The following is a 24,334-nucleotide window of genomic DNA, read 5'->3' on the forward strand; positions in this document are numbered from 1 at the left end:
TCTTCCTGAGGTGTATGTCGCCCACCTCTCCCTGACCGACTTCCGGTCCTACGACACCGCCGACCTCGGCCTGGAGCCCGGTGTCACGGCCTTCGTCGGGCCCAACGGGCAGGGCAAGACCAACCTGGTCGAGGCGCTGGGTTACGTGGCGACGCAGTCGAGCCACCGGGTCGCCAACGACGGGCCGCTGGTGCGGCAGGGGGCGGCGCGAGCGATCGTCCGGTCCGTGGTCGTGCGGGAGGACCGGCGGGCGCTGATCGAACTGGAGATCAACCCGGGCAGGGCCAACCGGGCGAGGCTGAACCGCTCACCGGTCTCACGCCCCCGCGACGTCGCCGGGCTGCTGCGCACGGTCCTTTTCGCCCCCGAGGATCTGGCCATGGTCAAGGGTGACCCCTCGGAGCGGCGCCGCTACCTCGACGATCTGCTGGTGGCCAGGGCCCCCCGTTTCGCGGGGGTCCGCGCCGACTACGACCGGGTGCTCAAGCAGCGTGGCGCCCTGCTCCGTACGGCGGCGCGGTCGCGGCGGAGCGGCCGGAGCGGCAGGCGGGCCGAGAACGACGCGGCGTTCGCCGAGGCCGGGGCCGGAGACCCGCTGAGCACCCTGGAGGTGTGGGACGCCCACCTGGCCCGGCACGGCGCGGAGCTGCTGGCGGCACGGCTGGAGCTGGTCGAGGCGCTGCGGCCGCTGGTCGCCGCCTCCTACGCGGCGCTCGCGCCCGGGTCCGCACCCGCCGGTCTGGAATACCGGGGCACACTGCCCACCGAGGCGGGAGCCGACCGCGTGACCCTGGAGGAGCGGCTCCGGGCCGGCCTGCTGGAGGTCAGGGACTCCGAGCTCGAACGTGGCGTCACCCTCGTCGGCCCGCACCGGGACGACCTGTTCCTCGGCCTGGGAGAGCTGCCCGCGCGCGGCTACGCCAGCCACGGCGAGTCCTGGTCGTTCGCGCTGGCGCTCCGGCTGGCCGCCTACGACCTGCTCAGGGCGGACGGCGGTGATCCGGTGCTGATCCTCGACGACGTCTTCGCCGAGCTGGACAGCCAGCGCCGCCGCCGGCTGGCCGAGATCGTCGCCCCGGCCGAGCAGGTGCTGATCACCGCCGCGGTCGCCGACGACGTGCCCGCGGAGCTGGCCGGAAGCCGGTTCGACGTCGCCGAGGGGAGCGTGAACCGTGTCCGATGAGAGACAGCCGGAATCCGGTCCGACGCCCTCCGAGCCCGGATCGGCGAAGAGCGCGGCTGCCAAGGGCGCCGCGCTCGCCAGGGAGAAGCTCGCCCAGGCCAAGGCGGACGCGGCCAGAAGGGGCCAACTGCCGCGCCGGGAGCCCCGCCGCAGGGCGGCCGGCCCGCGCAGGAATTTCAGTGATCCCCAGCTTTTCGGCCGGGCCATCGCCGATCTCCTGGCCGACCGGGGCTGGGAGCAGCCCGTCGCCGTGGGCGGGGTGTTCGGCCGCTGGCACGAGATCGTCGGCTCTGATCTGGCCGCGCACACCAGGCCGGAGACCTTCGCCGACGGGGAGGTCCTGGTGGTCGCCGATTCCACCGCCTGGGCGACCCAGGTGCGACTGCTGGCAAGGACGCTGGTCAGGCGGCTGAATGAGGAGCTCGGAGACGGAACGGTGCAGCGGGTGAAGGTGCGGGGCCCGCAGAACGGCCCGCGTCCCAGCGGTGGCCTGCGGGTCACGGGGAGCCGCGGCCCGGGTGACACCTACGGCTGATCGACCACCCGGAAAACGGATCAGCAGCCCTTCTGGCGCGACGACCCCCCTCCCCGTAGGGGGATGCTTAAGCGGAGGGTTGACGCGCGACAGGGCATTCTAGAGCCCGTCAATGCCACATCATGCGCTCGGAGCCGCTAGAATGAAACCGAATTCCGGACACGTCCGTTTGCGTGTCACCCCTGGCGTGTAAGCCGATTCCCCTGGGTGCGCGCATCGGGGCATTCACGACGGTGACGGGCACCGCGGGGGCTGTTCTCGCCCCCGCTGCATGTCCGCGGCAGGAGGATTCCGCACTTGTCCTACGACGCTAGCTCAATCACCGTTCTCGAAGGACTTGAGGCGGTCCGTAAGCGCCCGGGTATGTACATCGGCTCGACCGGAGAGCGTGGTCTCCACCACCTCGTCTACGAGGTCGTGGACAACTCCGTCGACGAGGCCCTGGCCGGTTACGCCGACAGGATCGAGGTCACCCTGCTCGCCGACAACGGCGTGCGGGTCGTGGACAACGGCCGCGGCATCCCCGTGGGCATCGTCGAGGCGGAGGGCCGCCCGGCCGTCGAAGTCGTCCTCACGGTGCTGCACGCGGGCGGAAAGTTCGACAGCAAGTCCTACGCCGTCTCCGGCGGTCTGCACGGCGTGGGTGTCTCGGTGGTGAACGCGCTCTCCAGCAGGCTGGAGGTCGAGATCCGCCGTGACGGGCACCACTGGCGGCAGAGCTATGCCGAGACCCGGCCGGCCCACCCTCTGCGCAAGGGCGAGGCGACCGACGAGACCGGCACCTCGATCACCTTCTGGGCCGATGAGACGATCTTCGAGACCACGACCTGGAGCTTCGAGACGCTCTCGCGCCGCTTCCAGGAGATGGCCTTCCTCAACAAGGGCCTGACGATCTCCCTGCGGGACGAGCGGCCCGATCACATCACCGATGAGCCGGAAGAGGTGGTCTACCACTACGAAGGCGGCCTGTCCGACTTCGTCAAGCACCTCAACTCCAAGAAGGAGGCCGCGCACCTCTCGGTGATCGACTTCGAGGAGAACGGCGACGGGATCTCGGTCGAGATCGCCATGCAGTGGAACAACTCCTACAGCGAGTCGGTCTACACCTTCGCCAACACGATCAACACGGCCGAGGGGGGCACCCACGAGGAGGGGTTCCGCGCCGCGCTCACGTCGATAGTGAACCGTTACGCGCGCGAGCAGAAGTTCCTCAAGGAGGGCAAGGACGACAACCTGGCCGGTGAGGACATCCGCGAGGGTCTCACCGCGATCATCTCGGTGAAGCTGGCCGACCCGCAGTTCGAGGGCCAGACCAAGACCAAGCTGGGCAACACCGAGGCCAAGTCGTTCGTCCAGAAGGCCTGCAACGACCACCTGCGCGACTGGTTCGAGCGCAACCCCGGCGAGGCCAAGGACATCATCAACAAGTCCCTGCAGGCCTCACGGGCCCGTCTCGCGGCGCGCCAGGCCCGTGACCTGACCCGGCGCAAGTCGCTGCTGGAGTCCGGGTCGGGCCTGCCCGGCAAGCTGGCCGACTGCCAGTGGAGTGACCCCGAGAAGTGCGAGCTGTTCATCGTCGAGGGTGACTCGGCGGGCGGCTCGGCCAAGGGCGGCCGCGACTCCAAGTTCCAGGCGATCCTGCCCATCCGCGGCAAGATCCTGAACGTGGAGAAGGCGCGCATCGACAAGGTGCTGAAGAACAACGAGGTCCAGGCGCTGATCACCGCCATGGGCACCGGCGTCCACGACGAGTTCGACATCGCCAAGCTCCGCTACCACAAGCTCATCCTGATGGCCGACGCCGACGTCGACGGACAGCACATCAACACGCTGCTGCTGACATTGCTGTTCCGCTTCATGCGGCCGCTGATCGAGGCCGGGCACGTCTACCTCTCCCAGCCGCCGCTCTACAAGATCAAGTGGGACCGCCGGGGCGAGGACGCCTCCTACGCCTACTCCGACCAGGAGCGCGACGCGATCATCGCCGACGGCCTGGCCCGGGGCAAGCGCGACCCGCGCCTGCACGACGGTATCCAGCGGTTCAAGGGTCTGGGCGAGATGAACGCCGCCCAGCTCTGGGACACCACGATGAACCCGGAGACCCGCGTCCTGCTCCAGGTCACCCTCGACGACGCCGCCCAGGCCGACGATCTGTTCAGCGTTCTCATGGGTGAGGACGTCGAGGCTCGACGCTCCTTCATCATCAGGAACGCGCGAGACGTCCGTTTCCTCGATGTGTAGCGGTAGCCGTACAGCCTCCGCTCCGACTCTGAAAAGGATCCATCACCCGTGACGGATGTGAACACTTCGCCCGTAGAGCGCATCGAACCGGTCGACATCCAGTCGGAGATGCAGCGCAGCTACATGGACTACGCGATGTCCGTCATCGTGGCCCGCGCGCTGCCCGACGTCCGCGACGGACTCAAACCGGTGCACCGCCGCGTGCTCTACGCCATGTACGACGGCGGCTACCGTCCCGACCGCGGTTACTTCAAGTGCTCCCGCGTCGTCGGCGACGTCATGGGCTCCTACCACCCGCACGGCGACTCCTCGATCTACGGCACCGTCGTACGGCTGGCCCAGCCGTGGGCACTGCGCTACACCCTGGTCGACGGCCAGGGCAACTTCGGGTCGCCGGGCAACGACATGCCGGCCGCCATGCGATACACCGAGTGCAAGCTCGCGCCGATCGCCATGGAGATGATCCGTGACATCGACAAGGACACCGTCGACTTCCAGCCCAACTACGACGGGCGTTCCCAGGAGCCGCTGGTCCTTCCGTCGCGGTTCCCGAACCTGCTGGTCAACGGGTCGGCCGGCATCGCGGTCGGCATGGCCACGAACATCCCGCCGCACAACCTGCGCGAGGTGTCCGAGGGCATCAAGTGGGCCCTACAGAACCCCGAGGCGGATGACGAGGAGCTGCTCGAGGCGTTGATCGCCCGGGTCAAGGGCCCTGACTTCCCGACCGGCGCGCTGATCGTCGGCCGCCGGGGCATCGACGACGCCTACCGGACCGGCCGGGGTTCGATCACGATGCGGGCGATCGTGGAGGTCGAGGAAGACGCCAAGGGACGCCAGTGCCTGGTCGTCACCGAGCTCCCCTACCAGGTCAACCCGGACAACCTCGCGCTGTCGATCGCCGAGTCGGTGAAGGAGGGCCGGATCACCGGTATCGCCGACGTCCGCGACGAGAGCTCGTCCCGGGTCGGCCAGCGTCTGGTGATCGTGCTCAAGCGCGACGCGGTCGCCAAGGTCGTGCTGAACAACCTCTACAAGCACACCCAGCTCCAGACCACCTTCGGCGCCAACATGCTGGCCCTGGTCGACGGCGTACCGCGGACCCTGAGGCTGGACCAGTTCGTCCGCCACTACGTGGCGCACCAGATCGAGGTCGTGGTCCGCCGGACCCGCTACCTGCTCCGCAAGGCGGAGGAGCGGGCCCACATCCTGCGCGCGCTGCTCAAGGCGCTCGAGCGGATGGACGAGGTCATCGCCCTCATCCGGCGCTCCCCGTCGGCGTCCGCCGCGCAGGGCGGCCTGATGACGCTGCTGGAGATCGACGAGATCCAGGCGCAGGCCATCCTCGACATGCAGCTGCGCAAGCTGGCCGCCCTGGAGCGGCAGCAGATCACCGACGAGTACGACACGCTGATGGCGCACATCACCGACTACCAGGAGATCCTGGCCTCGCCCGAGCGGCAGCGGTCGATCGTCCTCGACGAGCTCTCGGAGATCGTGTCGAAGTACGGTGACGAGCGCAAGACGGAGATCATCGCCTACGAGGGCGACATGTCGATCGAGGACCTCCTCGCCGAGGAGGACATGGTCGTCACGATCACCCGCGGCGGCTACGCCAAGCGCACCAACACCGACCTCTACCGGGCACAGAAGCGCGGCGGCAAGGGGGTGCGCGGCGCGCAGCTGCGGCAGGACGACATCGTCGACCACTTCTTCGTCACGACGACCCACCACTGGCTGCTGTTCTTCACGAACAAGGGCAGGGTCTACCGGGTCAAGGCCTACGAACTGCCCGACTCCGGCAGGGACGCACGAGGCCAGCACCTGGCGAACCTGCTGGCCATGCAGCCGGACGAGGTCGTCATGGAGGTGCTGGACCTGCGTGACTACGAGGTCGCGCCGTACCTCGTGCTGGCCACCCGTAGCGGCCTGGTGAAGAAGACGCGCCTGTCCGAATACGACTCGCCGCGCTCGGGTGGTCTGATCGCCATCAACCTGAGAGAGGATGACGAGGTGATCGCTGCCAGGCTGGTGTCCGAGGAGGACGACCTCCTTCTGGTCTCGCGCGGCGCCCAGTCCATCCGCTTCACGGCCTCCGACGAGGCTCTGCGCCCGATGGGCCGGGCGACCAGCGGTGTGATCGGCATGCGTTTCCTTGAGGGAGACGAGCTGCTGGCGATGAACCGCATCGGCGACGGCGATGACGTGTTGATCGCGACCGAGGGCGGTTACGCCAAGCGCACGCCGGCGGATCAGTACCCTGTGCAGGGAAGAGGCGGCAAGGGTGTCCTGACTGCCAAGATCGTCAGTGCCCGTGGCAAGCTGGTGGGTGCTGTCATGGTCAGCCCAGAGGACGAGGTTTTCGCGATCACGTCCGTCGGTGGGGTTATCCGGACCAGCGCAGGGGAGATCAAGCAGTCCGGTCGCCAGACCATGGGGGTACGTCTGATGAATCTCGCGGAGGGGGACTCCGTCGTGGCTCTCGCCCGCAATGCTGAGGCCTTGGAGACGGAGCAGAACGCGGAAGGGGAAGGGGAGTAGTCTATGTGCGCTCAGGCCAGACCAGACCGTCCACTTCCGGCCTCCTCGTCGACACGCGATCAAGTGACGGAGAAGATGGACGAGGCTGCTGAAGCGGATCCAGCGAAGGCGGCCGAGTCGCCGGCTGACGGTAGCAAGCCCATGCCGGAGACCGATGATGGTTCGGTAACCGACGACTATAGGGGCAGGCAGAACGTGACGGCGATCGAGGACGGCAGGCCAAGCGACCCCACGGTGCGGACCCATCCGCAGGGCGGGGAGACCGACAGTTCCTCCTGGGCTCCCGGGGGTCTGTCGTCCTCGCCGCCGGAGAGACCAGGCAAGAAGGCATCAGGCGCCTCCTCTTCGAGATCGCCTCGCAAAGCCCACCTGGTGCTCCGCCGGATCGAGCCGTGGTCGGCCATGAAGTTCAGCTTCGTGGTGTCCCTGGTCTGCTTCGTGGTGCTGTTCGTCGCGGTCGCAGTGCTCTACATGGTGCTGTCCGGCATGGGGGTGTTCGACAGCATCGTCCAGACGGTGAACCAGCTGACGACGGCTGACGGTAAGACCACCAGCAGTGTGAACATCTCCTCCTGGTTCGAACCGGTCCCCATCCTTGGCTACACCGCCCTGATCGGCGCGGTGAACGTGGTGCTGATCACAGCCCTGTCCACCCTCGGCTCAGTGATCTACAACATCGCCTCCGAGCTGGTCGGCGGTGTGGAGGTCACCTTCAGCGAGGCCGAGTAACCACGTCCGCCATGTCCCCGGCCGCTGTGCCGGGGGCATGGCGCAAGTGGGTGCCGGAACAGGGTAAGCTTTTCCCTGTTCGACCGAGCGGGTTCGCCTCCGGCAAACGGATGCGATACCGTTCTTTCGTGTAACAAGGGGCTATAGCTCAGACGGTTAGAGCGCTTCCCTGATAAGGAAGAGGTCCCAGGTTCAAGTCCTGGTAGCCCCACCCAGCTCAGAGGCCATTTCCCATCGAGGGAAGTGGCCTTTTTGGTCTTCTGAGTGACTATCGTTCCGGCCTCCGCCTCAGTGAAGTTGCCCCTTCGGTCCGCCCGTACCTGTCCGCAATGCGGCGGGACGCTCAAACTGCTCATGCGACTGCTCATGCGTGGGAAGGTGGAGTACGAGGAGAAGTCCCATGACAGATCACGTGGACACCCGGCACGGCACCGGCAAGGAGCGCAGCACCGCGGTCCTCGACGTCAGCGGACTGTACTGGGCTTCGGAGCAGAACGTCCTCATGGCCCGCCTCGGCCGCCGCCCCGGAGTGCTGGAGGTGGAGATCAACCCGGTCGCCCAGACGGCGACCGTGGTGTTCGACCCGGCCCGCACCTCGCTGGCCGAGCTGCGCACCTGGGTGATCGAATGCGGCTACCACTGCGCCGGCCAGTCGGTGCCCTCTCACATCTGCGATCCGATGACCGAGCCGGACCCGCCGCCCTCCGGGCACGGAGCCCACGTGATACCGGCCGAGCACGCGGATCATGGTGAGGCCAAGGGGGTGGTCTCCCCGCACGAGATGATGGGGGACGACGGCCACGCCGGAATGTCGATGGCCGCGATGGTGGCCGACATGCGCAACCGGTTCCTGGTGGCGCTGATGTTCTCGATCCCGATCGTGGTGTGGTCCCCGATCGGCACCGAGGTGCTCGGCCTGGACGTGCCGGCCCCGTTCGGGCTGCGCCAGGATGTCTGGGCGTTGCTGCTCAGCCTGCCGGTGATCTTCTACTCGTGCTGGATCTTCTTCGACGGCGCGGTACGGGCGCTGCGGGCGCGCACGCTGGACATGATGGTGCTGGTCGCGGTGGCGGTCGGCGCGGGCTGGCTGTACTCCCTGACCGTGACCCTCACCGGTGGCGGTGAGGTGTTCTACGAGGCCGCCACCGTGCTGGCCGCCTTCGTGCTGCTCGGGCACTGGTTCGAGATGCGCGCCCGCGGCGGCGCCAACGACGCCATCCGCACCCTGCTCGACCTGGCTCCTCCCCGAGCGGTGGTCATCCGCGACGGCGAACCGGTCGAGGTGCCGACCGCCGAGGTTCTCGAAGGCGAGCTGTTGCTGGTCCGCCCGGGGGCGAAGATCCCGGTCGACGGGGTGGTCGAGGACGGCGAGAGCGAGGTGGACGAGTCCATGGTCACCGGCGAGAGCCTGCCGGTGCACAAGCAGCCGGGCTCCACGGTCATCGGCGCGACCATCAACCGCAACGGCACGCTGCGGGTGCACGCCACCAGGGTGGGCGCGGACACCGCCCTGGCGCAGATCGTCAAGCTTGTCCAGCAGGCCCAGAACTCCAAGGCCCCCGGGCAGCGGCTGGCCGACCGGGCAGCCTTCTGGCTGGTCCTCGTCGCGCTGATCGGTGGCGCGCTCACCTTCGCCGCCTGGTTCCTCCTCGCCGATGAGCCGTTCAGCGTCGCGATCCTCTTCGCCATCACCGTTGTGGTCATCACCTGCCCCGACGCGCTCGGTCTCGCCACTCCCACGGCGATCATGGTCGGCACCGGGCTCGGCGCCAGGCGCGGCGTGCTGTTCAAGAACGCGATCGCCCTGGAGACCTCCGCCTGCATCCAGATCATGGTGATGGACAAGACCGGCACCCTGACCAAGGGCGAACCGGAGGTCACCGACGTCATCGTCAAAGGTGTCGCGGAGGACGAGCTGCTGCGGCTGGTGGCCGCGGTGGAGCGGGAGTCCGAGCACCCGCTGGCCGAGGCGATCGTCGGCTACGCCGACGCGCGCGGCCTGGAGACGTTGCGAGCCGGGCGGTTCGAGAACGTACCCGGTCACGGCGCTGTGGCCGACGTGTCCGGACACCGGGTGGCGGTGGGCAACCGGCGCCTGCTGGAGCGCGAGGGCGTGGATCCCGGCAGGCTGGCGGCTCGCCGGGACGAGGTGACCGCCGACGGCCGTACCGCGGTCATGGTCGCGATCGACGGCACGGCCGCCGCGGTGATCGGCATCGCCGACGCGCCTCGGGAGACCTCGGCGGCGGCAGTGGCCGCCCTGCACGGGCTCGGCGTCGAGGTGGTCATGCTCACCGGTGACAACACCGTCACCGCCGGGCGGATCGCACGGCAGCTGGGGATCGACACCGTCATCGCCGAGGTGTCGCCCGGCGACAAGGCGGCCAAGGTCGCCGAGCTGCAGGCCGGGGGCCGTAAGGTCGCGATGGTCGGTGACGGCGTCAACGACGCCCCCGCGCTGGCCCAGGCAGACCTGGGCATCGCCATCGGTGCCGGCACCGACGTCGCCATCGAGACCGCCGATGTCGTTCTCATGCGCTCCGACCCGCTCGACGTACCCACCGCGCTGCACATCAGCCGCGGCACCCTGCGCAAGATGCGGCAAAATCTCGGGTGGGCGGTCGGCTACAACGCGATCGCCCTGCCCATCGCCGCGGGCGTGTTCGAGCCCGCCTTCGGCCTGATGCTGCGCCCCGAGATCGCCGCGCTGTCCATGTCCGGTTCCAGCGTCATCGTCGCCGTCAACGCCCTGGCTCTCAAACGGCTGCGGCTGTCCTCACCCTCCGGCACGCGCCAGGGAGTGGAAGGACCGCATAGTGGCCCTCGTTGTGGCGGGAATCAAGGCAGGGGTCCCAGGTTCAAGCCCTGGTAGCCTCCACGGCCGCGCCAGCTCAGAGGCCAGATCCGTGATGTGGCGGTCGGCGAGGAGTCAGCCGAGAGGGGTGCCGCCCATTTCGGCGAGGAGCTGTTGCATGCGGTCGATCTCGATGCGCTGGTCCGCGTCGACGTGGGTGGCGAACTGGTAGGTCTCGGGTTCCTGGCCGCCGTTGTCGGCGAAGAGCTTCTCCACCATGCCCAGCGCGCCCGTGTGGTGGTAGATCATGAACTGGACGAAGAGCTTGTCGAACTCGGCGCCGTTGGCCTTCTCCAATTCGGCGAGCTGTCCGTCGGTGAGCATCCCGGGCATGAGCCCACCGCCGTGTATGTGGCCCGAATATCCGTTCGGCACCTGCTTGAGGCGTTCCTGGAGCCAGCGCTGCATCAACTTGATCTCGTCCTGCTGTGACACCTTGATCCGTTCGGCGAGCAGCGTCAGGTCCTTGCGCGCGGTGCGGGTGGGCACGAGTCCGGCCATCACCAGGGCTTGGGCGTGGTGCGGGATCATCCCTTGCATGAAGCGCACGTCGGCCTCGGTGTACAGCCGCTCCTCAGGTTGAGGCAGCTTGTCGCCGGTGAGCATCACGCCTTGCTCTCCGGGGGCGCCCGGCTGTACGACCGCGGGCGCGCGCTCGCCGACCTGCTCGGAGCCCCCGGCCGTGCATGCGGTGAGGGCAGTGACGAGAAGTGCGAGCGGGAAGACACGCCGTAACAGGGGGGACGAGAACATGAGGCGGACCCGCTTTCGACTCGCTGGGTTAGAAGTCCGGAATGAATAGATATCGCAGGGTATAGCACATATCTCGCCATTCCCTTACAGTTTCCATATCGATGTGTGGATCTTGTTTGCTTGTGTAGATATGGGCTTTCGAGGTCCTATATCGCGCTGCGTTGGGTCACGTCAATGGAGACACCAGAAAAAGGAGTTGCGACCGATGAGTAATGGTCGTGCTGCACGTTGGGGACGTGCTGGATTAAGCAAGTTAGGCGTAATGATCGCTACGGGGGCGATCGTGGTCGGGCTGCTGCCCGCCACGGCCGTGGCGGCCGACGTCGATCCGCGGGTCGAGCTCGGTGCCGGTTGGCTGAACGCGCAGGAGGCCAGCAGTGGGCTGCAGCTTCTGGCGCACCGGGACAAGCCGGAAGGGTTCTTCCAGTCCTCAAACCTCGGAAACCTCTCGTACGCCAACGCGGACATGGCGTTCAGTGGCAACTACGCGTTCGTGGGTAGCTTCCACGGCTTCAACATCTATGACATCTCCACGCCCGCGAATCCGGTCCTGACCACCTCGGTGGTATGCCCGGGCGGACAGGGCGACATGTCGGTGCACGGCAACCTGCTGTTCATGGCTGTCGAGGAGACGCGCGGCCGGATCGACTGCGGCACGCAGGGCGCCAGCGGTACGGTCAACCCCGAACGGTTCCGGGGCGTCCGGGTCTTCGACATCAGCGACATCCGGCACCCGGTGCAGGTGGCGGCCGTCCAGACCTGCCGCGGATCGCACACCCAGACGCTCGTGACCAGCAAGGACGACCCGGACAACGTCTACGTCTACGTCTCGGGCACGTCCAGCATCCGGTCGGGCAGCGAGCTGGCCGGCTGCGCCAACACCGGTGCGACCGACCCGAACACCGCGCAGTGGCGGATCGACATCATCAAGGTGCCGCTGGCCGCGCCGCAGAACGCCGCGATCGTGAGCCGGCCTCGCCTGTTCACCGACCGGGAGACCGGCGCGATCAACGGCCTGCAGAACAGCCCGCTCACGCCCCGGCACCCGTCCGGCTCGACCTGGTCGCCGTCGCCGGTCACGAACCACTGCCACGACATCACCGCCTACCCGGCGCTCGGCCTGGCCGCGGCGGCCTGCGCGGGTAACGGTCTCCTTCTCGACATCTCCGACCCCGCCAACCCGGTCCGGCTCGACGAGGTCTCCGACCCGAACTTCGCCTACTGGCACTCGGCGACCCTGAACAACGACGGGACGAAGGTCGTCTTCACCGACGAGTGGGGCGGCGGTACCGCGGCGCGCTGCCGGACGACCGACGAGCCCTCGTGGGGCGCCAACGCCATCTTCGACATCGTCGACGGCAAGATGCAGTTCCGCAGCTACTACAAGCTCCCGGTCCCGCAGACCAACCAGGAGAACTGTGTGGCGCACAACGGTTCTCTCGTCCCCGTGCCCGGACGCGACATCATGGTCCAGGCCTGGTACCAGGGCGGCATCTCGGCCTACGACTTCACCGACTCGGCCAACCCGCGTGAGATCGCGTTCTTCGACCGCGGTCCGGTCAACGCGAACTCGCTGGTCACCGGTGGGTTCTGGTCCGGTTACTACTACAACGGTCACGTCTACGGCAGCGAGATCGCCCGTGGGTTCGACGCGTTCGCGCTGACGCCGAGCAAGGACCTGGACAAGGCCGAGATCGACGCCGCGGCCCTGCTGAACTTCGACAACTTCAACCCGCAGACCCAGCCGCAGGTGACGTGGCCGGCGAGCTTCGAGGTCGTGCGGGCGTACTACGTGCAGGCGTTGCGTACCGGCACCATGAAGAAGGACACCGCCGACAACGTGCAGAAGTTCGTCAACCGGGCCGAGCGTTTCAAGGACGGTCCGCAGAAGCACGCCGCTGTGGCGCAGCTGCGGGCTGTCACCAACCAGCTCAACCCCGCGGACAAGGCGCAGGCGGCTCTGACCAAGGCTCTTCTCGATCTTTCCGACGCGCTCAGCTGACCTGAGCCGCGACATCCAGCGATGAACCGCTGAGAGGGGGCGTCCGCCGGGCGCCCCCTCTTCCATGCCGGCGTGTTCACGGGCCGGCCCGCACCCGCGGTGCGGGAGCGCGGCTCAGTGCCGGCTTGCGGGTTTGCGGGCTTCGATGAGAAAACGCGTCGTGTGCGCGAGGAAGGGGCCGTCGGCCTGGATGCGGTCGTGGAGGGCTTTGAGCTCGGTGCGGTACCGGTCGACCGTGAACCCCGGGACGATCCAGATCACCTTCCGCAGGAAATAGATCACGGCGCCGATGTCGTGAAAGACGGTGCGCAGCGACTCCAACCGGAGGTCGAGCACCCCCAGCCCGACGGCCTCGGCCGCCGCCCTGGCCAGCTCGGGGTCGCGTCCCGAACCCGCCGGCTGCGGACCCATGAAGAACTCCGTCAGCTCCACGACGCTCCGGGGGCCCACCTGCTGGGAGAGGTACGTCCCTCCCGGCTGGAGCACGCGGGAGATCTCCTCCCACCAGGTGGTCACCGGATGACGGCTGACCACCAGATCGAAGACCCCGTCCCCGAACGGGAGCCGCGTCCCGTCACCGGGGCTGACCACCGCGACCCCGCGCGGGTGCAGCCTCTGGCTCGCCCGTGCGATGTTCGGAGGCCAGGACTCCGTGGCGACCGTCAGGGGGGCAAGCCGCGACACGCCCGCCAGCACCTCCCCGCCACCGGTTTCGACGTCCAGCGCGGCGGACGCCTGCGCCATCCGCTCGCCGACAAGCCGCGCGTATCCCCATGAGGGACGCTCCTCCGTTGCCCGGCCATCCAGCCAGGAGAAGTCCCAGCCGTCAACGGATACGGCTCCGGCCTCGGCGACCAGTTCCTCGAATGTCCGTGTCATTCCTCCGAAGCTGCCACGCGCCTCGGCGGTTGTACAACGAATTTCCTCGTATCCGGCGCCGCCGCCTGACGACGGACGCGGCATCGAGATCACCCTCATCGGGTATCGCGAGGCCCGGATATTGACGCGACATCACCGTCGAAGAGCGGCAGGATGGTGCCCCTTTGGTGTTCCGTGAGGAGTCAGCAGGTGCACAGTTACCGTCGCGATCTCGACATGCTCCGGGATCGGCGCTTCACCCTGCTGCTCGCCGCCCGGACCATCTCGGTGCTGGGCAGTTCCTTCGCACCCGTGGCCCTCGCCTTCGGCATCCTCGAACTGCCGGGTGCGACGGCCACGACGCTGTCGGTGGTCCTCACCGCCGAGGCGCTGCCGATGGTGGCGTTCATGCTCGTGGGCGGGGTGATCGCGGATCGGCTGCCCCGGCACCGGGTGATGATGGCCGGTGAGACGCTCAACGCGGCGGCGTTCTCCTGTCTCGCCGCGATGCTGCTCACCGGATGGACCCCGCTTCCCGCTCTGGTGGTGGCGGCAGCGGCCAGCGGCATCGCGATGGCGATCCTCTTCCCCGCCCTGACCGGGATCGTGCCTGACGTCGTCCCCACCGACCGGCTGCAGACCGCCAACGCCATGCTGGGGTTGGGGGCCAACAGCGCACGCGTCGCCGGGCTCGTCCTGAGCGGTGCCGCGGTGGTCCTGCTCGGCGGGGGCTGGGCGCTGGCCGTCAGCGCCACCATGTTCGCCGTGGCGGCCGTGCTCATCGCCACACTGCGCCTCGCCCCGGCGGAGCGCGGCGCGTCCGGGAACCATTCGGTCCTGGCCGACCTGCGCGGCGGCTGGCGCGAGTTCATTTCCCGGCAGTGGCTGTGGGTGGTCGTCGCGCAGTTCTCGGTGCTGGTGATGGCCGTACAGGCAGCGCACGGCGTGCTCGGACCGCTGGTGGCCAAGGAGAGCCTGGGCGGGGCGCCGGCCTGGTCGGCGATCCTGGCGGGCGAGGCGGTCGGCATGCTCGGCGGCGTTTTCGTCGCGCTACGGCTGCGCCCCCGCCGTCCCATCCTGGTGGCCACGGTCCTCACCGTGCCCACGGCCCTGCCCTACCTGCTGCTCGGCCTGGGGACCCCGCTGTGGACGATCGTCGCCGGGGCGGTCGTCATGGGTGTCTGCTTCGACATCTTCGGCGTGCTGTGGAACACCACGATGCAGCGGGAGGTGCCTCCCGAGTCCCTGTCGCGGGTCAGCTCCTACGACGCCCTCGGATCCCTGATGTTCGGCCCGGTGGGTCTGCTGGTGGCGGGACCGCTGGCGATCCTGATCGGCCCGAGGCCCGCGCTGCTCGGATGTGCGGCGGTCGTCGTCCTGTCCTCCCTGGCCGCGCTGCTCTCCCCGGGAGTGCGCGGACTCCGGGCCCCGGCGCCCGCCGAGAACGCCCTGTCCCGCTGACGTCCTACCGGCACCGGGGCGGCAGGCGGGGGACCGGCTCTCGGCGTGTCTCCTACAGCAGGTAGCGCAGCCACATGTACGGCGTGGCGACCGCCACGGTGACGAGGGTGACGACCAGGCCGTACTTGGTGAACTGCCAGAAGCTGATCGGGGTGCGGTTGCGCGCGGCGATGCCGATGATGACCACGTTGGCCGCCGCGCCGACGGCGGTGGCGTTGCCGCCCAGGTCGGCGCCGAGGGCCAGCGCCCACCACAGCACCTGGGCATGGTCGTTTCCGCCGTTCGCCTGCACCAGGTCGGAGACGATGGGGCTCATGGTCGCCACGTAGGGGATGTTGTCCACGATGGCCGAGATGCCGGTCGACGCCCACAGCAGACCTATCGTGGTCAGCCCGAGCCGTCCCTCGGTCGCGTTCACCGCCGCCTGGGAGACCTGCCCGATGACGCCGGTCTCGACCAGGGCGCCGACCATGACGAACAGTCCGACGAAGAAGACCAGGGTGGGCCACTCCACCTCGCGGATCGCGTCCTCGGTGGTGACCTTGGTGGCCGCCACCAGGATTCCGGCGCCCAGGATCGCCACGACCGAGGGTTCGTAGTGCAGCACCGGATGGAGCACGAAGGCGGCCATGACGAGGACGAGTACGGCCAGGCTCTGCCAGAGCAGCGTCCGGTCGGCGATCGCCTCCCGCTCGTCGAGCTGCATGATCTCCGCGGCCCGCTCGGGGTCGTAGCGGAAGGATTTCCGGAAAAGGACGCGGCACAGCCCGACGAAGACCACCATCAGCACCACCACCAGGGGCGCCAGGTGGACCAGGAAGTCATTGAAACTCAGGCCGCCCCGGCTGGCGATGATGATGTTGGGCGGGTCGCCGACCAGGGTGGAGGTGCCACCGATGTTGGAGGCCATCGCCTCGGCGATGAGAAAGGGCGCGACCGGCAGTGCGAGCCGTTCACACACCAGGAACGTCACCGGCGCGATCAGCAGCACGGTGGTGACGTTGTCCAGCAGCGCGGAGGCGGACGCGGTGATCACGATGAGCAGGACCATCAGCCGGAACGGCCGCCCCCTGGCCCGTTTGGCCGCCCAGATCGCCAGATATTCGAAGACGCCGGTCTGCTTGAGCACACCGACGATGATCATCATGCCGAGCAGCAGGAAGATGACGTTCCAGTCGATTCCGGTGTGCTCGGAGAAGAACGCGGCCTTGCCGTCGGTGGCGTGGATCAGCAGCATGATGCCGGCCCCGCCCAGCGCCGCGGCGACCCGGTGGATCCACTCGGTCGCGATCAGCACGTACGCGCCGACGAACACCACGACCGACAGCCATGCGAGGGCCGTCACGAGTCAAGCATCCGGTCCAGCAGCGTCTGCAGCGTGACCGCTCCCTGTAAGCGGCCGCCGTCCATGATCGCGACGAGCGGGCTGTGGGTGCGCGCCATGAGTGCGGCGATCTCCAGCACGGTGGCGTCCGGATCGGTGATCGGCAGCTCCCTCGGCGTTTTCAGCAGGCACTCACGGACCGTCCGCCCGGCCAGCGACCGCAGGAAGACGTCTGCGTGCGCCTCGTCCACCACCCGGGCCAGCGCGGGATCGTCCTGGCAGTAACCCGGTACGGCCAGGCGCAGCACCTGGGTGCCGGGCAGGATGCTGCGGGGCGAGCCGTTCTCGTCGACCAGGATCAGGCCGGGCAGATCCTGGTCGGCCAGGAGGCGGGCGGCATCGAGCACGGGGGAGTCCAGGGAGACGGTCGGGAATTCGGTGACCAGATCGCGGGCACGCATGACACCTCGGCACTTTCAGGATCGCCAGTAGAAGTGCCGACCAGACTTCCCGGCTCACCCGAGGGTCAACCTACCAACCGTCACGCCACCGTGAGAAGGTCGCCCCTCGGCCACGCTCACCGGATCAGTAGGCGAGGACGCGGTCGGTGTAGCGCTTGAGCACGAACGGTGTCTTGAACTTCGGGAAGGCGACCGTCTTCACATCGCCGTCCGAGGTGTAGCGCTCGTCGCTGTTCGCCTTCAGCCAGTCGAGCCAGGCAGTGGAGCAGAACTTCACGCAGTCACCGATCTTGTCCATCGAGCGGATCCGCGGGATGCCGAGCGGGTCGAACTTCTTGTTGAACGGCGACAGCGCGGGGGTGTATCCGGCGAGGAACACCCCGCCGTAGTTGTAGGAGACACCACCGGAGGCACCCTTGAGAGCCCAGTCACTGTGGTTCGGCTGGTTGCCGTACGGCAGCGCCAGCGTGACCGGATTGGTGTTGATCAGCTTGGTGATGAGCTCGTGTCCCGCCACGATCTCGGCGTTCACCTCCTTCTCCGGCTTGCCTCGCAGGTTCTTGTGGTCACGGGTGTGGTTGCCGATGTCGAAGCCGTTGTCGCGGAGCCACGCCAGCATCTGGGTCTGCTCCTCCGGGGTCGCCTTCCCGAACATGTCGCGCGTCACGTAGAACGTGGCCACCGGGCGGAACCCCGGATGACTCCGGGCGACGTTCTGGAGAATGGCGACGGCCGTCCCCGGCTTGGGCACGCCCATCCCGTCCAGGTCGAACTGCGACGGGGACGAGTCATCGAAGGTGAGGACGACCGGGTGCCGCCCCGCGGGGATGTCGATCCGTCCGCTTACATACTCGGCCGCCGTGATCGGGACGTAGTCCTCCTTGGCCAGCCGCTCCAGCTCCGCGCGGAACTGCTGGGGGGTGCGGTCGTCCTGGGTGGTCGGCTTCTCCACCACCCGGTGGTACATGAGCACGGGAATCTCACCCAGCTCGTTGGCGCGGACCTTCGCAGCCGCCGCCATTTTCGCCTTGAGAAGGGCTGCCTTCCCGGCCGCGGCCGCGGACGCCTTGGCCGCGGCGACTTTGGCGTCCAGCTTGCTCTGTGATTCCTCACCCTGTCCCGGCATGCACCCGGCGAGCACGGTGCTCGCCGCCACGACCACCACGCCGACCCGGCTCACCCTCAGTAGGCCCATCGAATCCCCCCACCGCACAGACGATGGAATCCTTATCCCCCGCTGACCTGCGGATTGATCTCCGCCTTAGGCAAAGGCTCCGTACCTGGGGTGCCGGAGCCGTGAGCCCGACGACGTTCAGCACCATCCGACGGACGGATTCCCCTAGAGTCGAAATCATGAATGAGCCAGGGGTTCCGTCCGTGGCACGGGCCCGGGCAGCCGCGGGTGCCCTCTTCTTCGACGAGGACGGCCGCGTCATGATCGTCCAGCCGTCCTACAAGACACAGCGGGATATCCCCGGCGGGATCGTGGAGCCGGGAGAGACCCCCTATCAGGCCTGTGTCCGCGAAGTCGGTGAGGAACTCGGCATCCAGCCGCCGATAGGCCGTCTTCTCGTGGTGGACTGGGCGCCCAGCCCGAAGTACGGCGACCTGATCCTCTTCGTCTTCGACGGTGGCGTGCTCGGTGCGGACGTGCTTGAGCGGATCGTCTTCTCCGACAACGAGCTGACGAGCTTCGGGTTCCATCCGGTTGAGGACATGGACGATCTGCTGACCGAGCGTCTGGCCCTGCGGGTGAAGACGGCGGTCGCCGCCCGCGAGCTCGGTGGATCGGTGTATCTGGAGTACGGCAGGGCCGTACCCGGCTGAACGCTCCGTGCCGCAGCCTGCTCCCCGGGGCGGAGTGCCTCAGCCGTGGAGGGCGGAGCGGTGCAGGCGGGTCATACCGGGGACGCGGAGCATGCCGAAGCGCTCGTAGTAGGGCTGGAGCGGTGCTTCGCAGAGGAGGTCGACGGAGTAGAGATGCTCGGTGTCGACGAGGATCCGCCGCATCAGCTCGGACCCGATCCCCCGGCCCTGGTATTCGGGGAGAACCTCCAGCCAGGGAACGAAGGCGGTCAGGACACCGTCGCTGATCATGTTGACGAAACCGACGACGCGCTCCGTCTCCTCGTCGATCGCGATGACCGCGCGGTGACTTCCTCGCAGAACCGCCAGGTGCTGCTCCGGAGAGGCGGGAGTCGGCCACCCCACGAAGAAGCCCACGAGCCGGTCGGCATCGATCGTGTCGACGGCGTCGGTGTAGCGGATCACGGGCGTACTCCTCGCATCGATCTTGTGAACGGTGGAGAGAGTAGTCGTGGACGACCGGCAGAGACCATCCATATATTGGCCGGATCCGCCTCTGTGCGCGGGCGGACCGCCCCTCTACAGGGCGGGGGCGGCGTGCAGGTTCATCCGCAGGCGGACGCGCGACTCTCCCGGGTTCTGGTGGATGGTCAGCTCATCGCACAGCTGGCTCATCAGCCACAGGCCGAAACCCCGCACCGTGCCCGCGGGACGTTCCGGGGGGATGTGCCGGGGGGCCAGGTTCCCCGCGGTGTCGATGACATCCACGGTGATGCAGCTGTCGTTGTGCCAGATACTCAGCGTGCCTTTGCCACCGCCGTGTTCCAGGACGTTGATGACGGCCTCGTTGACGGCGAGCAGCAGGTCGTCCAGCCGTTCACCGCGCATACCCGCCTGGGCCGCGTGCTGGAGGAGACGTTGCCGCAGAGCGGTGAGATCGTCGTCGATCGGCCAGTGCCGGCCGCGGTCACCAGTCACGACACCCCCTTGACGTCGCCTTGTCTGGCAGTCACCGGGGGGCGAGCCGACTGGCTCCAGAACCAGGGCGTTGCTGACGAGTTACATGATGCTAAACACCTGCCCGGTCGATGCCAACTTACGACCGCATCGGCGAAGAGATATCCGCCGATGGCTGCCCGTCGTCGGCACGGGGTACCACCGGCCAGTGCGTGAGCCGGGTTGGCGGGGTGTGCGGACCGGGGAACGGTCAGGCGGTGGGGCACCGCGGGGCTCCTCTACTTCCTCCATCAGGACTAAAGTCCGGGGTCTCCACGCTGGAAGTATTCAGACGGATGCCGTGTGAGATCGGCTGATCGAGGTGCCGTCGTCCGGCGGCCCAGGTGAAGGAGGCACTCTATGCAGGTCGATGTCAAGCTCTCGCCCGGTGGCGGTTTCTTCGAGGCGGAGGTCGACGGCAAGCACGCGGGACAGCTGGAGTTCATCCGGCGTAACGGCGTTGTCGTCTACACCCACACCGAGGTCGACGCCGAGTTCGAGGGAAACGGGGTGGGTGGCACGCTCGCCCGCGCGGCGCTGGACGCGGCCCGTGCCGAAGGTGTGAAGGTCGTGCCCCGCTGCCCGTTCGTGAAGGCATGGATCGAGCGCCACCCCGACTACGCGGATCTCGTCGAAGGCGGCTGACGGAGCCCGGTCCGCCTCCGCACGCAGAGGGGAGGACCACCGGGCCGGACGGGGACGTGACCTGCCTGCCGACCTGGCCGGTGGCGGTCACCGATGGCAGTATGGGCGGTCATGTTGCATCACATCGAACTCTGGGTGCCCGATCTCGACCGCGCCGTGAGGGCGTGGGGATGGCTGCTCGGGGAGCTGGGATACCAGCCCTTCCAGGAATGGGCAGATGGCCGGAGCTGGGCACTGGACGGTGTGTATGTCGTCGTCGAGCAGTCACCCGCTCTGACGGCTCCCTCCCATGATCGATGCCGGCCGGGTCTGAATCATTTGGCGTTCCGCGTCAGCGGAGCGGAGCGGGTAGACGCGCTGGTCGCGGCGGCGGTGGAGCACGGATGGATGTTGATGTTCACCGATCGGCACCCTCACGCGGGCGGAACCGACCATTACGCGGGTTATCTTGAGAACGAGGACGGCTTCGAGGTCGAACTCGTCGCGGATCGCAATCATTTGAGCGCGAGCCGTACGACATGATGATTAAAATCACCCGGTCGGCGCAGATTTGCCACCTGGGCTTATGGTGCAAACCAGATCAGGGCCCGATCCCTTGCTAGGCTGCAGGGAACCGTTGGAACCGGGCGTTGTCTCACCCCGGCAGGTGAGACCGTCAAGAAGTGGGGTCACACCGTGAAGAAGCTGGTCGTTCTGGCACTTGTCGCGCTTGGGGGACTGCTGGTCTGGCGCAAGGTGCAGGCGGACCGCGCCGAGCTGGATCTGTGGACTGAGGCCACCGGCAGCGAGAACTGAAAACGCGGCTACCGATTTGGGTGCTTTCATGATCCTTGCCCAAGATGGGGAAGTAATGCCCATCAGGCTTGCCTGCCTGGATCTGGCGGGCACCACGATCGGTGATGTCGCCATGGTCGAACGGGCGTTCGCCGAGGCGATCGCCACGCAGGGCATCGTCCCCGGGACCGGTGCGTACGCACGTGCCATGGTGCATGTGCATCGGTCTCGGGGCTGCCCGACCATCGACGTCTTCCGGGGCATCTTCCCCGCCAACGAAGCCCAGGCTCAGGCGGCCAGCCTGACCTTCGAGCGCTCCTACGAGGGCGTTATCGGACGCGCGGGTCTGGTCCCGCCGCCCGGCACCGTCGAGGCGCTGGAGAAGCTCCGCGCCGCCGGGGTCAAGATCTGCCTCACCACCGGTTTCAGCCGGACCACGCTCGACAGCGTGCTGGCGGCTCTGAGCTGGTCCGACAAGGTTGATCTCGCGCTCTGCCCGCAAGACGCCGGGCGCGGTCGTCCCATGCCGGACATGGTCCTCGCCGCGGTTCTGCGCCTCGGCATTGAGGACGTCCGTCAGGTGGCGGTGGCCGGCGACTCCGAGAGCGACATGCTCTCCGGCCGTCGCTCCGGCGCGTCGGTGGTCGCCGGTGTCCTGACCGGAGTACACAGCAAGGAACGTCTTCTCAAGGGGGGCGCCACGCACATCCTGGACTCCATCGCCGACCTTCCCTGCCTGGTGCTCGGCAGGGACCTGGCGGAGACACCGGTGGGTGCCTCCGCCTGCTGAGGGCTCTCGCGATCACTGGTTCTTCCGGCGGAGCTTTCATGCGACCGGCTGTCGACATCTCTCACTTCAACGCGAAATTGAGTGATGTAAAAGAAATGCACTAAATCGCAGTAACGGGTGGGAGATGCCATGGAATGCGGACCGGCCCGTGGGCTGCCTCGGCCGCCAGGAGAGCGGGTGCGGAGGTCAAGTGGCGCGGAACCGGCTCCTGTTGCTACGGTGTACGACTGAAGCAAGTCGTCAGCGGAGCAGGTGCGTACGTCAACGACTTGGATCTCGGGGCCTTAGCTCAGTTGGCAGAGCGCCTGCTTTGCAAGCAGGATGTCAGGAGTTCGAATCTCCTAGGCTCCACCCCACGTCAAAGGCCACCTCCCATGATCGGGAAGTGGTCTTTTTGATCTTGTATAGCAGCAAAGTACAGCAACGGCTACGAATGCAGTCGGTCACCGTTCACTTACGAGAGTCCACTGATCCCCGATCACCCGAAGATCAGTACAAGGATTCCAACCCCCGCAAGAGCGAGCCCGCCGAGGTTCATCAGTGACACCAATTTCGGGACTTCGCCTGGTCGGTAAGGTCCGTTCTCAGGGATCTCCCCTCGGGATCGCTTGAGGAATTCTCCCGTGAGCGGTCCCGACAGGATGAACAGCACCGCCCCAACAATCAGCAGCACCCAGCCCATTACTCATCATGGTACCGTGCGATAATTCCACAGTCAGGCTGTTTTGCCTTTCCCCCGGGCTAGTGACGGAAGGGGCAGGCATGGACATCACGCCACAGGCGGTCGTCATCCCCAAGGAGACCGACCATCTCGAGCAGGGGAAATACGGTCCCGTCTTTCCGAGGACCCCGGCGTGCTACGGGTTCACCGTCATCGCGAAGGTCAAGCCCGGCCGGGCCGAGGCGATCCGCAACTACGGCTACACGCTGGCCAAGGCGCTGGAAGGCGATCCGTATCTTCTCGCGCCGCTCAAGCTGCACTACCTGCGCTGGGTGCTCTTCGATGACGACACGCGTTTCATGTACCAGGGCATCTTCGACACCGACTTCGACAAGTACACCGAAGACGCCATCGCGCTGTTCACCAAGTCCGGGGTGAGCACCGCCTTCGAGAACCTCGAGGGGTTCCCCGAGGACTGGAGGACGAACCCCGAGGCGTTCATCAGGTTCGTCCGTGAGCACCAGTGCCCAAGCTTCATCGAGTACGGAGAGTATCCGTACGTCACCGCCGATGAGATCAAGAAAGCGCTGCGGATCAAGAGCGCCCTGTCGGAGATGCTCGACCAACTGCAGTGAGGGTGGGCTGCCGCTCGCGTGCCGCATCGTCGATCGGAGACGAGATGAACGAGTTCAGGACTGCACGCACGTACAACCAGAACCATGTGCTGCGCGAGTACACCCCTGGTCGGCGACGGGTAAGCGTCTACGTCGCGTGGAGCTATCCAGCCGAGGCCGGCCGGAACCCAGCCGAACTCGACAACCGGTTCTCCACGATGACCGAGGTCCGGCGCGTGGCCTGGCCCGCCTACGAGGAACCGCAGTGGTCCGATCCGATGCGGTTCCAGCAGGGCATCGCGGGAACGCTGGAGTTGTTCTTCTGGGCCTGGGTGCCGTTCCAGCAGTTCGTCGAGGAGACCACCGGACACCCCGTACCCGTGTATCAACGCGTCGATCAGGCCGGTTTCCAGGCTCCGCTCGACGAGCGGGTGCTGGCGGACACCGACACCTTGTTCGTGTTCGGGCTGGACCACATGATCACCGGGCAGGAGGCCGCGCCTGAGGAGATCGAGGCGGTGCGGCAGTTCGTCAACCGGGAGGGAACCTGCCTGGTCCTCGGACCGCACCACGACGTCGGGGCATCGGACGACCTGGCCGTGCGCGATATGGAGTACCACCATCACGGCGATCCCCTGGTTCCCCGCCAGCAACGGTTCGGCCGGTACACCCGCTCCTTGATGCACGGGCTCGGAGTGCCCGTGGAGAACCGCTACGGGCTGCGACCCGCAGTGGTGGAAGCGAACAAGATCGCCCCGCTGTCCATCGCCAGGGATCTGGACACCAAGGGATGGCTGGAAGGGGTGACCAGCCTCAACTTCCACATGCACCTCCCGCACTACGCCGTGACGACCGACGACCCGAACACCATTCAGGTGCTGGGCCGGCAGCCGATCGACATGTCCAGGCCGCCGCACCCCTTCACCGAGGCCGGCAACACCGAGTTCAACATGCTCCTGTGGATGCCCCCGGCCGGTGAGCGGGCCGGCGATGTGCTTCTGGCCGATTCCACGATCTTCAGCTCGTTGTTCGGCGGAGACGAGAGCCTGCGCAACTTCTGGAGAAACGTCGTCTCGCCGAAGTAGCGCCACAAGGAGGCGGGTATC

Annotated in this window: 23 protein-coding genes and 2 tRNA genes; 17 read left to right on the forward strand and 8 right to left on the reverse strand. The window is 67.3% G+C overall.

Features of this window, described 5'->3' with window-relative positions; genetic code table 11:
- The first annotated feature begins 10 nt into the window (after nt 1-10).
- The 7 genes from recF (at nt 11) to ACIN94_RS00635 (ending at nt 10,101) form a co-directional block, all read left to right on the forward strand.
- Nucleotides 11-1,183, forward strand: a complete 1,173-nt coding sequence (recF, locus tag ACIN94_RS00605) for a DNA replication/repair protein RecF (protein ID WP_400697624.1) — start codon at nt 11-13, stop codon at nt 1,181-1,183.
- Complete coding sequence (locus ACIN94_RS00610) at nt 1,173-1,718, forward strand: DUF721 domain-containing protein (protein ID WP_400697626.1); 546 nt, start codon at nt 1,173-1,175, stop codon at nt 1,716-1,718. The genes recF and ACIN94_RS00610 overlap by 11 nt, the downstream gene beginning before the upstream one ends.
- A 297-nt stretch (nt 1,719-2,015) precedes the next feature.
- On the forward strand, nt 2,016-3,959 hold the full coding sequence (gene gyrB / locus ACIN94_RS00615) for a DNA topoisomerase (ATP-hydrolyzing) subunit B (protein ID WP_400697629.1): 1,944 nt from the start codon (nt 2,016-2,018) through the stop codon (nt 3,957-3,959).
- Nucleotides 3,960-4,007: 48 nt separating this feature from the next.
- Entirely contained in the window at nt 4,008-6,500 is a 2,493-nt protein-coding gene (gene gyrA, locus ACIN94_RS00620; RefSeq protein WP_400697632.1) for a DNA gyrase subunit A, read from the forward strand.
- 141 nt (nt 6,501-6,641) lie between these two features.
- The gene (locus ACIN94_RS00625) at nt 6,642-7,229 is read left to right on the forward strand and encodes a DUF3566 domain-containing protein (protein WP_400697633.1); all 588 of its coding nucleotides are present in this window, start codon (nt 6,642-6,644) and stop codon (nt 7,227-7,229) included.
- Between the two features lie 137 nt (nt 7,230-7,366).
- A tRNA-Ile gene (locus tag ACIN94_RS00630) sits at nt 7,367-7,440 on the forward strand.
- 189 nt (nt 7,441-7,629) lie between these two features.
- Nucleotides 7,630-10,101, forward strand: a complete 2,472-nt coding sequence (locus ACIN94_RS00635) for a heavy metal translocating P-type ATPase (RefSeq protein WP_400697635.1) — start codon at nt 7,630-7,632, stop codon at nt 10,099-10,101.
- Between the two features lie 57 nt (nt 10,102-10,158).
- Here ACIN94_RS00635 and ACIN94_RS00640 read toward each other — a convergent pair whose 3' ends face one another.
- Entirely contained in the window at nt 10,159-10,836 is a 678-nt protein-coding gene (locus tag ACIN94_RS00640; RefSeq protein ID WP_400697637.1) for a DUF305 domain-containing protein, read from the reverse strand.
- A gap of 262 nt (nt 10,837-11,098) precedes the next feature.
- Here ACIN94_RS00640 and ACIN94_RS00645 point away from each other — a divergent pair, with 262 nt between their 5' ends.
- Nucleotides 11,099-12,838 carry an LVIVD repeat-containing protein gene (locus ACIN94_RS00645; RefSeq protein ID WP_400697639.1) on the forward strand — a complete coding sequence of 580 codons (1,740 nt, stop codon included), beginning with the start codon at nt 11,099-11,101 and terminating at the stop codon, nt 12,836-12,838.
- Nucleotides 12,839-12,952: 114 nt separating this feature from the next.
- Here ACIN94_RS00645 and ACIN94_RS00650 read toward each other — a convergent pair whose 3' ends face one another.
- Complete coding sequence (locus tag ACIN94_RS00650) at nt 12,953-13,717, reverse strand: class I SAM-dependent methyltransferase (protein ID WP_400697641.1); 765 nt, start codon at nt 13,715-13,717, stop codon at nt 12,953-12,955.
- A 189-nt stretch (nt 13,718-13,906) separates the two neighbouring features.
- On the opposite strand from ACIN94_RS00650, the gene ACIN94_RS00655 reads away from it, so the two are divergent.
- The gene (locus tag ACIN94_RS00655) at nt 13,907-15,157 is read left to right on the forward strand and encodes an MFS transporter (protein ID WP_400697643.1); all 1,251 of its coding nucleotides are present in this window, start codon (nt 13,907-13,909) and stop codon (nt 15,155-15,157) included.
- Between the two features lie 52 nt (nt 15,158-15,209).
- Here the strand turns inward: ACIN94_RS00655 and ACIN94_RS00660 are convergent, their stop codons facing one another.
- From ACIN94_RS00660 to ACIN94_RS00670, 3 genes are all read right to left on the reverse strand, one after another.
- Nucleotides 15,210-16,502, reverse strand: a complete 1,293-nt coding sequence (locus ACIN94_RS00660; RefSeq protein ID WP_400697645.1) for an ArsB/NhaD family transporter — start codon at nt 16,500-16,502, stop codon at nt 15,210-15,212.
- Nucleotides 16,499-16,942 (reverse strand): CBS domain-containing protein, encoded by a 444-nt coding sequence (locus tag ACIN94_RS00665; RefSeq protein WP_400697647.1) that lies wholly within the window; start codon nt 16,940-16,942, stop codon nt 16,499-16,501. The genes ACIN94_RS00660 and ACIN94_RS00665 overlap by 4 nt, the downstream gene beginning before the upstream one ends.
- 124 nt (nt 16,943-17,066) lie before the next feature.
- On the reverse strand, nt 17,067-18,137 hold the full coding sequence (locus tag ACIN94_RS00670; RefSeq protein WP_400697650.1) for a polysaccharide deacetylase family protein: 1,071 nt from the start codon (nt 18,135-18,137) through the stop codon (nt 17,067-17,069).
- Nucleotides 18,138-18,295: 158 nt separating this feature from the next.
- Here ACIN94_RS00670 and ACIN94_RS00675 point away from each other — a divergent pair, with 158 nt between their 5' ends.
- Entirely contained in the window at nt 18,296-18,769 is a 474-nt protein-coding gene (locus ACIN94_RS00675) for an NUDIX domain-containing protein (RefSeq protein ID WP_400697653.1), read from the forward strand.
- A gap of 39 nt (nt 18,770-18,808) precedes the next feature.
- On the opposite strand, the gene ACIN94_RS00680 is transcribed toward ACIN94_RS00675, so the two are convergent.
- Both ACIN94_RS00680 and ACIN94_RS00685 read right to left on the reverse strand, forming a co-directional pair.
- The gene (locus tag ACIN94_RS00680) at nt 18,809-19,213 is read right to left on the reverse strand and encodes a GNAT family N-acetyltransferase (RefSeq protein WP_400697655.1); all 405 of its coding nucleotides are present in this window, start codon (nt 19,211-19,213) and stop codon (nt 18,809-18,811) included.
- 114 nt (nt 19,214-19,327) lie between these two features.
- Nucleotides 19,328-19,726: an ATP-binding protein gene (locus ACIN94_RS00685; protein WP_400697657.1), complete on the reverse strand. Its 399-nt coding sequence runs from the start codon at nt 19,724-19,726 to the stop codon at nt 19,328-19,330.
- A 378-nt stretch (nt 19,727-20,104) separates the two neighbouring features.
- On the opposite strand from ACIN94_RS00685, the gene ACIN94_RS00690 reads away from it, so the two are divergent.
- The 5 genes from ACIN94_RS00690 (at nt 20,105) to ACIN94_RS00710 (ending at nt 22,304) form a co-directional block, all read left to right on the forward strand.
- Complete coding sequence (locus ACIN94_RS00690) at nt 20,105-20,389, forward strand: GNAT family N-acetyltransferase (RefSeq protein WP_400697659.1); 285 nt, start codon at nt 20,105-20,107, stop codon at nt 20,387-20,389.
- Between the two features lie 111 nt (nt 20,390-20,500).
- The gene (locus ACIN94_RS00695) at nt 20,501-20,911 is read left to right on the forward strand and encodes a VOC family protein (protein ID WP_400697661.1); all 411 of its coding nucleotides are present in this window, start codon (nt 20,501-20,503) and stop codon (nt 20,909-20,911) included.
- 153 nt (nt 20,912-21,064) lie between these two features.
- Nucleotides 21,065-21,184, forward strand: a complete 120-nt coding sequence (locus ACIN94_RS00700) for a DLW-39 family protein (RefSeq protein ID WP_312882319.1) — start codon at nt 21,065-21,067, stop codon at nt 21,182-21,184.
- 55 nt (nt 21,185-21,239) lie between these two features.
- Entirely contained in the window at nt 21,240-21,953 is a 714-nt protein-coding gene (locus tag ACIN94_RS00705; RefSeq protein ID WP_400697663.1) for an HAD-IA family hydrolase, read from the forward strand.
- Nucleotides 21,954-22,231: 278 nt separating this feature from the next.
- A tRNA-Ala gene (locus ACIN94_RS00710) sits at nt 22,232-22,304 on the forward strand.
- A 127-nt stretch (nt 22,305-22,431) separates the two neighbouring features.
- On the opposite strand, the gene ACIN94_RS00715 is transcribed toward ACIN94_RS00710, so the two are convergent.
- Entirely contained in the window at nt 22,432-22,635 is a 204-nt protein-coding gene (locus ACIN94_RS00715; RefSeq protein ID WP_400697666.1) for a hypothetical protein, read from the reverse strand.
- 80 nt (nt 22,636-22,715) lie between these two features.
- Here ACIN94_RS00715 and ACIN94_RS00720 point away from each other — a divergent pair, with 80 nt between their 5' ends.
- A complete protein-coding gene (locus tag ACIN94_RS00720) occupies nt 22,716-23,249 on the forward strand; it encodes a hypothetical protein (protein WP_400697668.1) in 534 nt (177 codons plus the stop codon).
- A gap of 44 nt (nt 23,250-23,293) precedes the next feature.
- Entirely contained in the window at nt 23,294-24,313 is a 1,020-nt protein-coding gene (locus ACIN94_RS00725; RefSeq protein WP_400697671.1) for a hypothetical protein, read from the forward strand.
- Nucleotides 24,314-24,334: the final 21 nt, after the last annotated feature.

The organism is Streptosporangium sp. NPDC087985 (assembly GCF_044741965.1).
Classification (GTDB): domain Bacteria; phylum Actinomycetota; class Actinomycetes; order Streptosporangiales; family Streptosporangiaceae; genus Streptosporangium.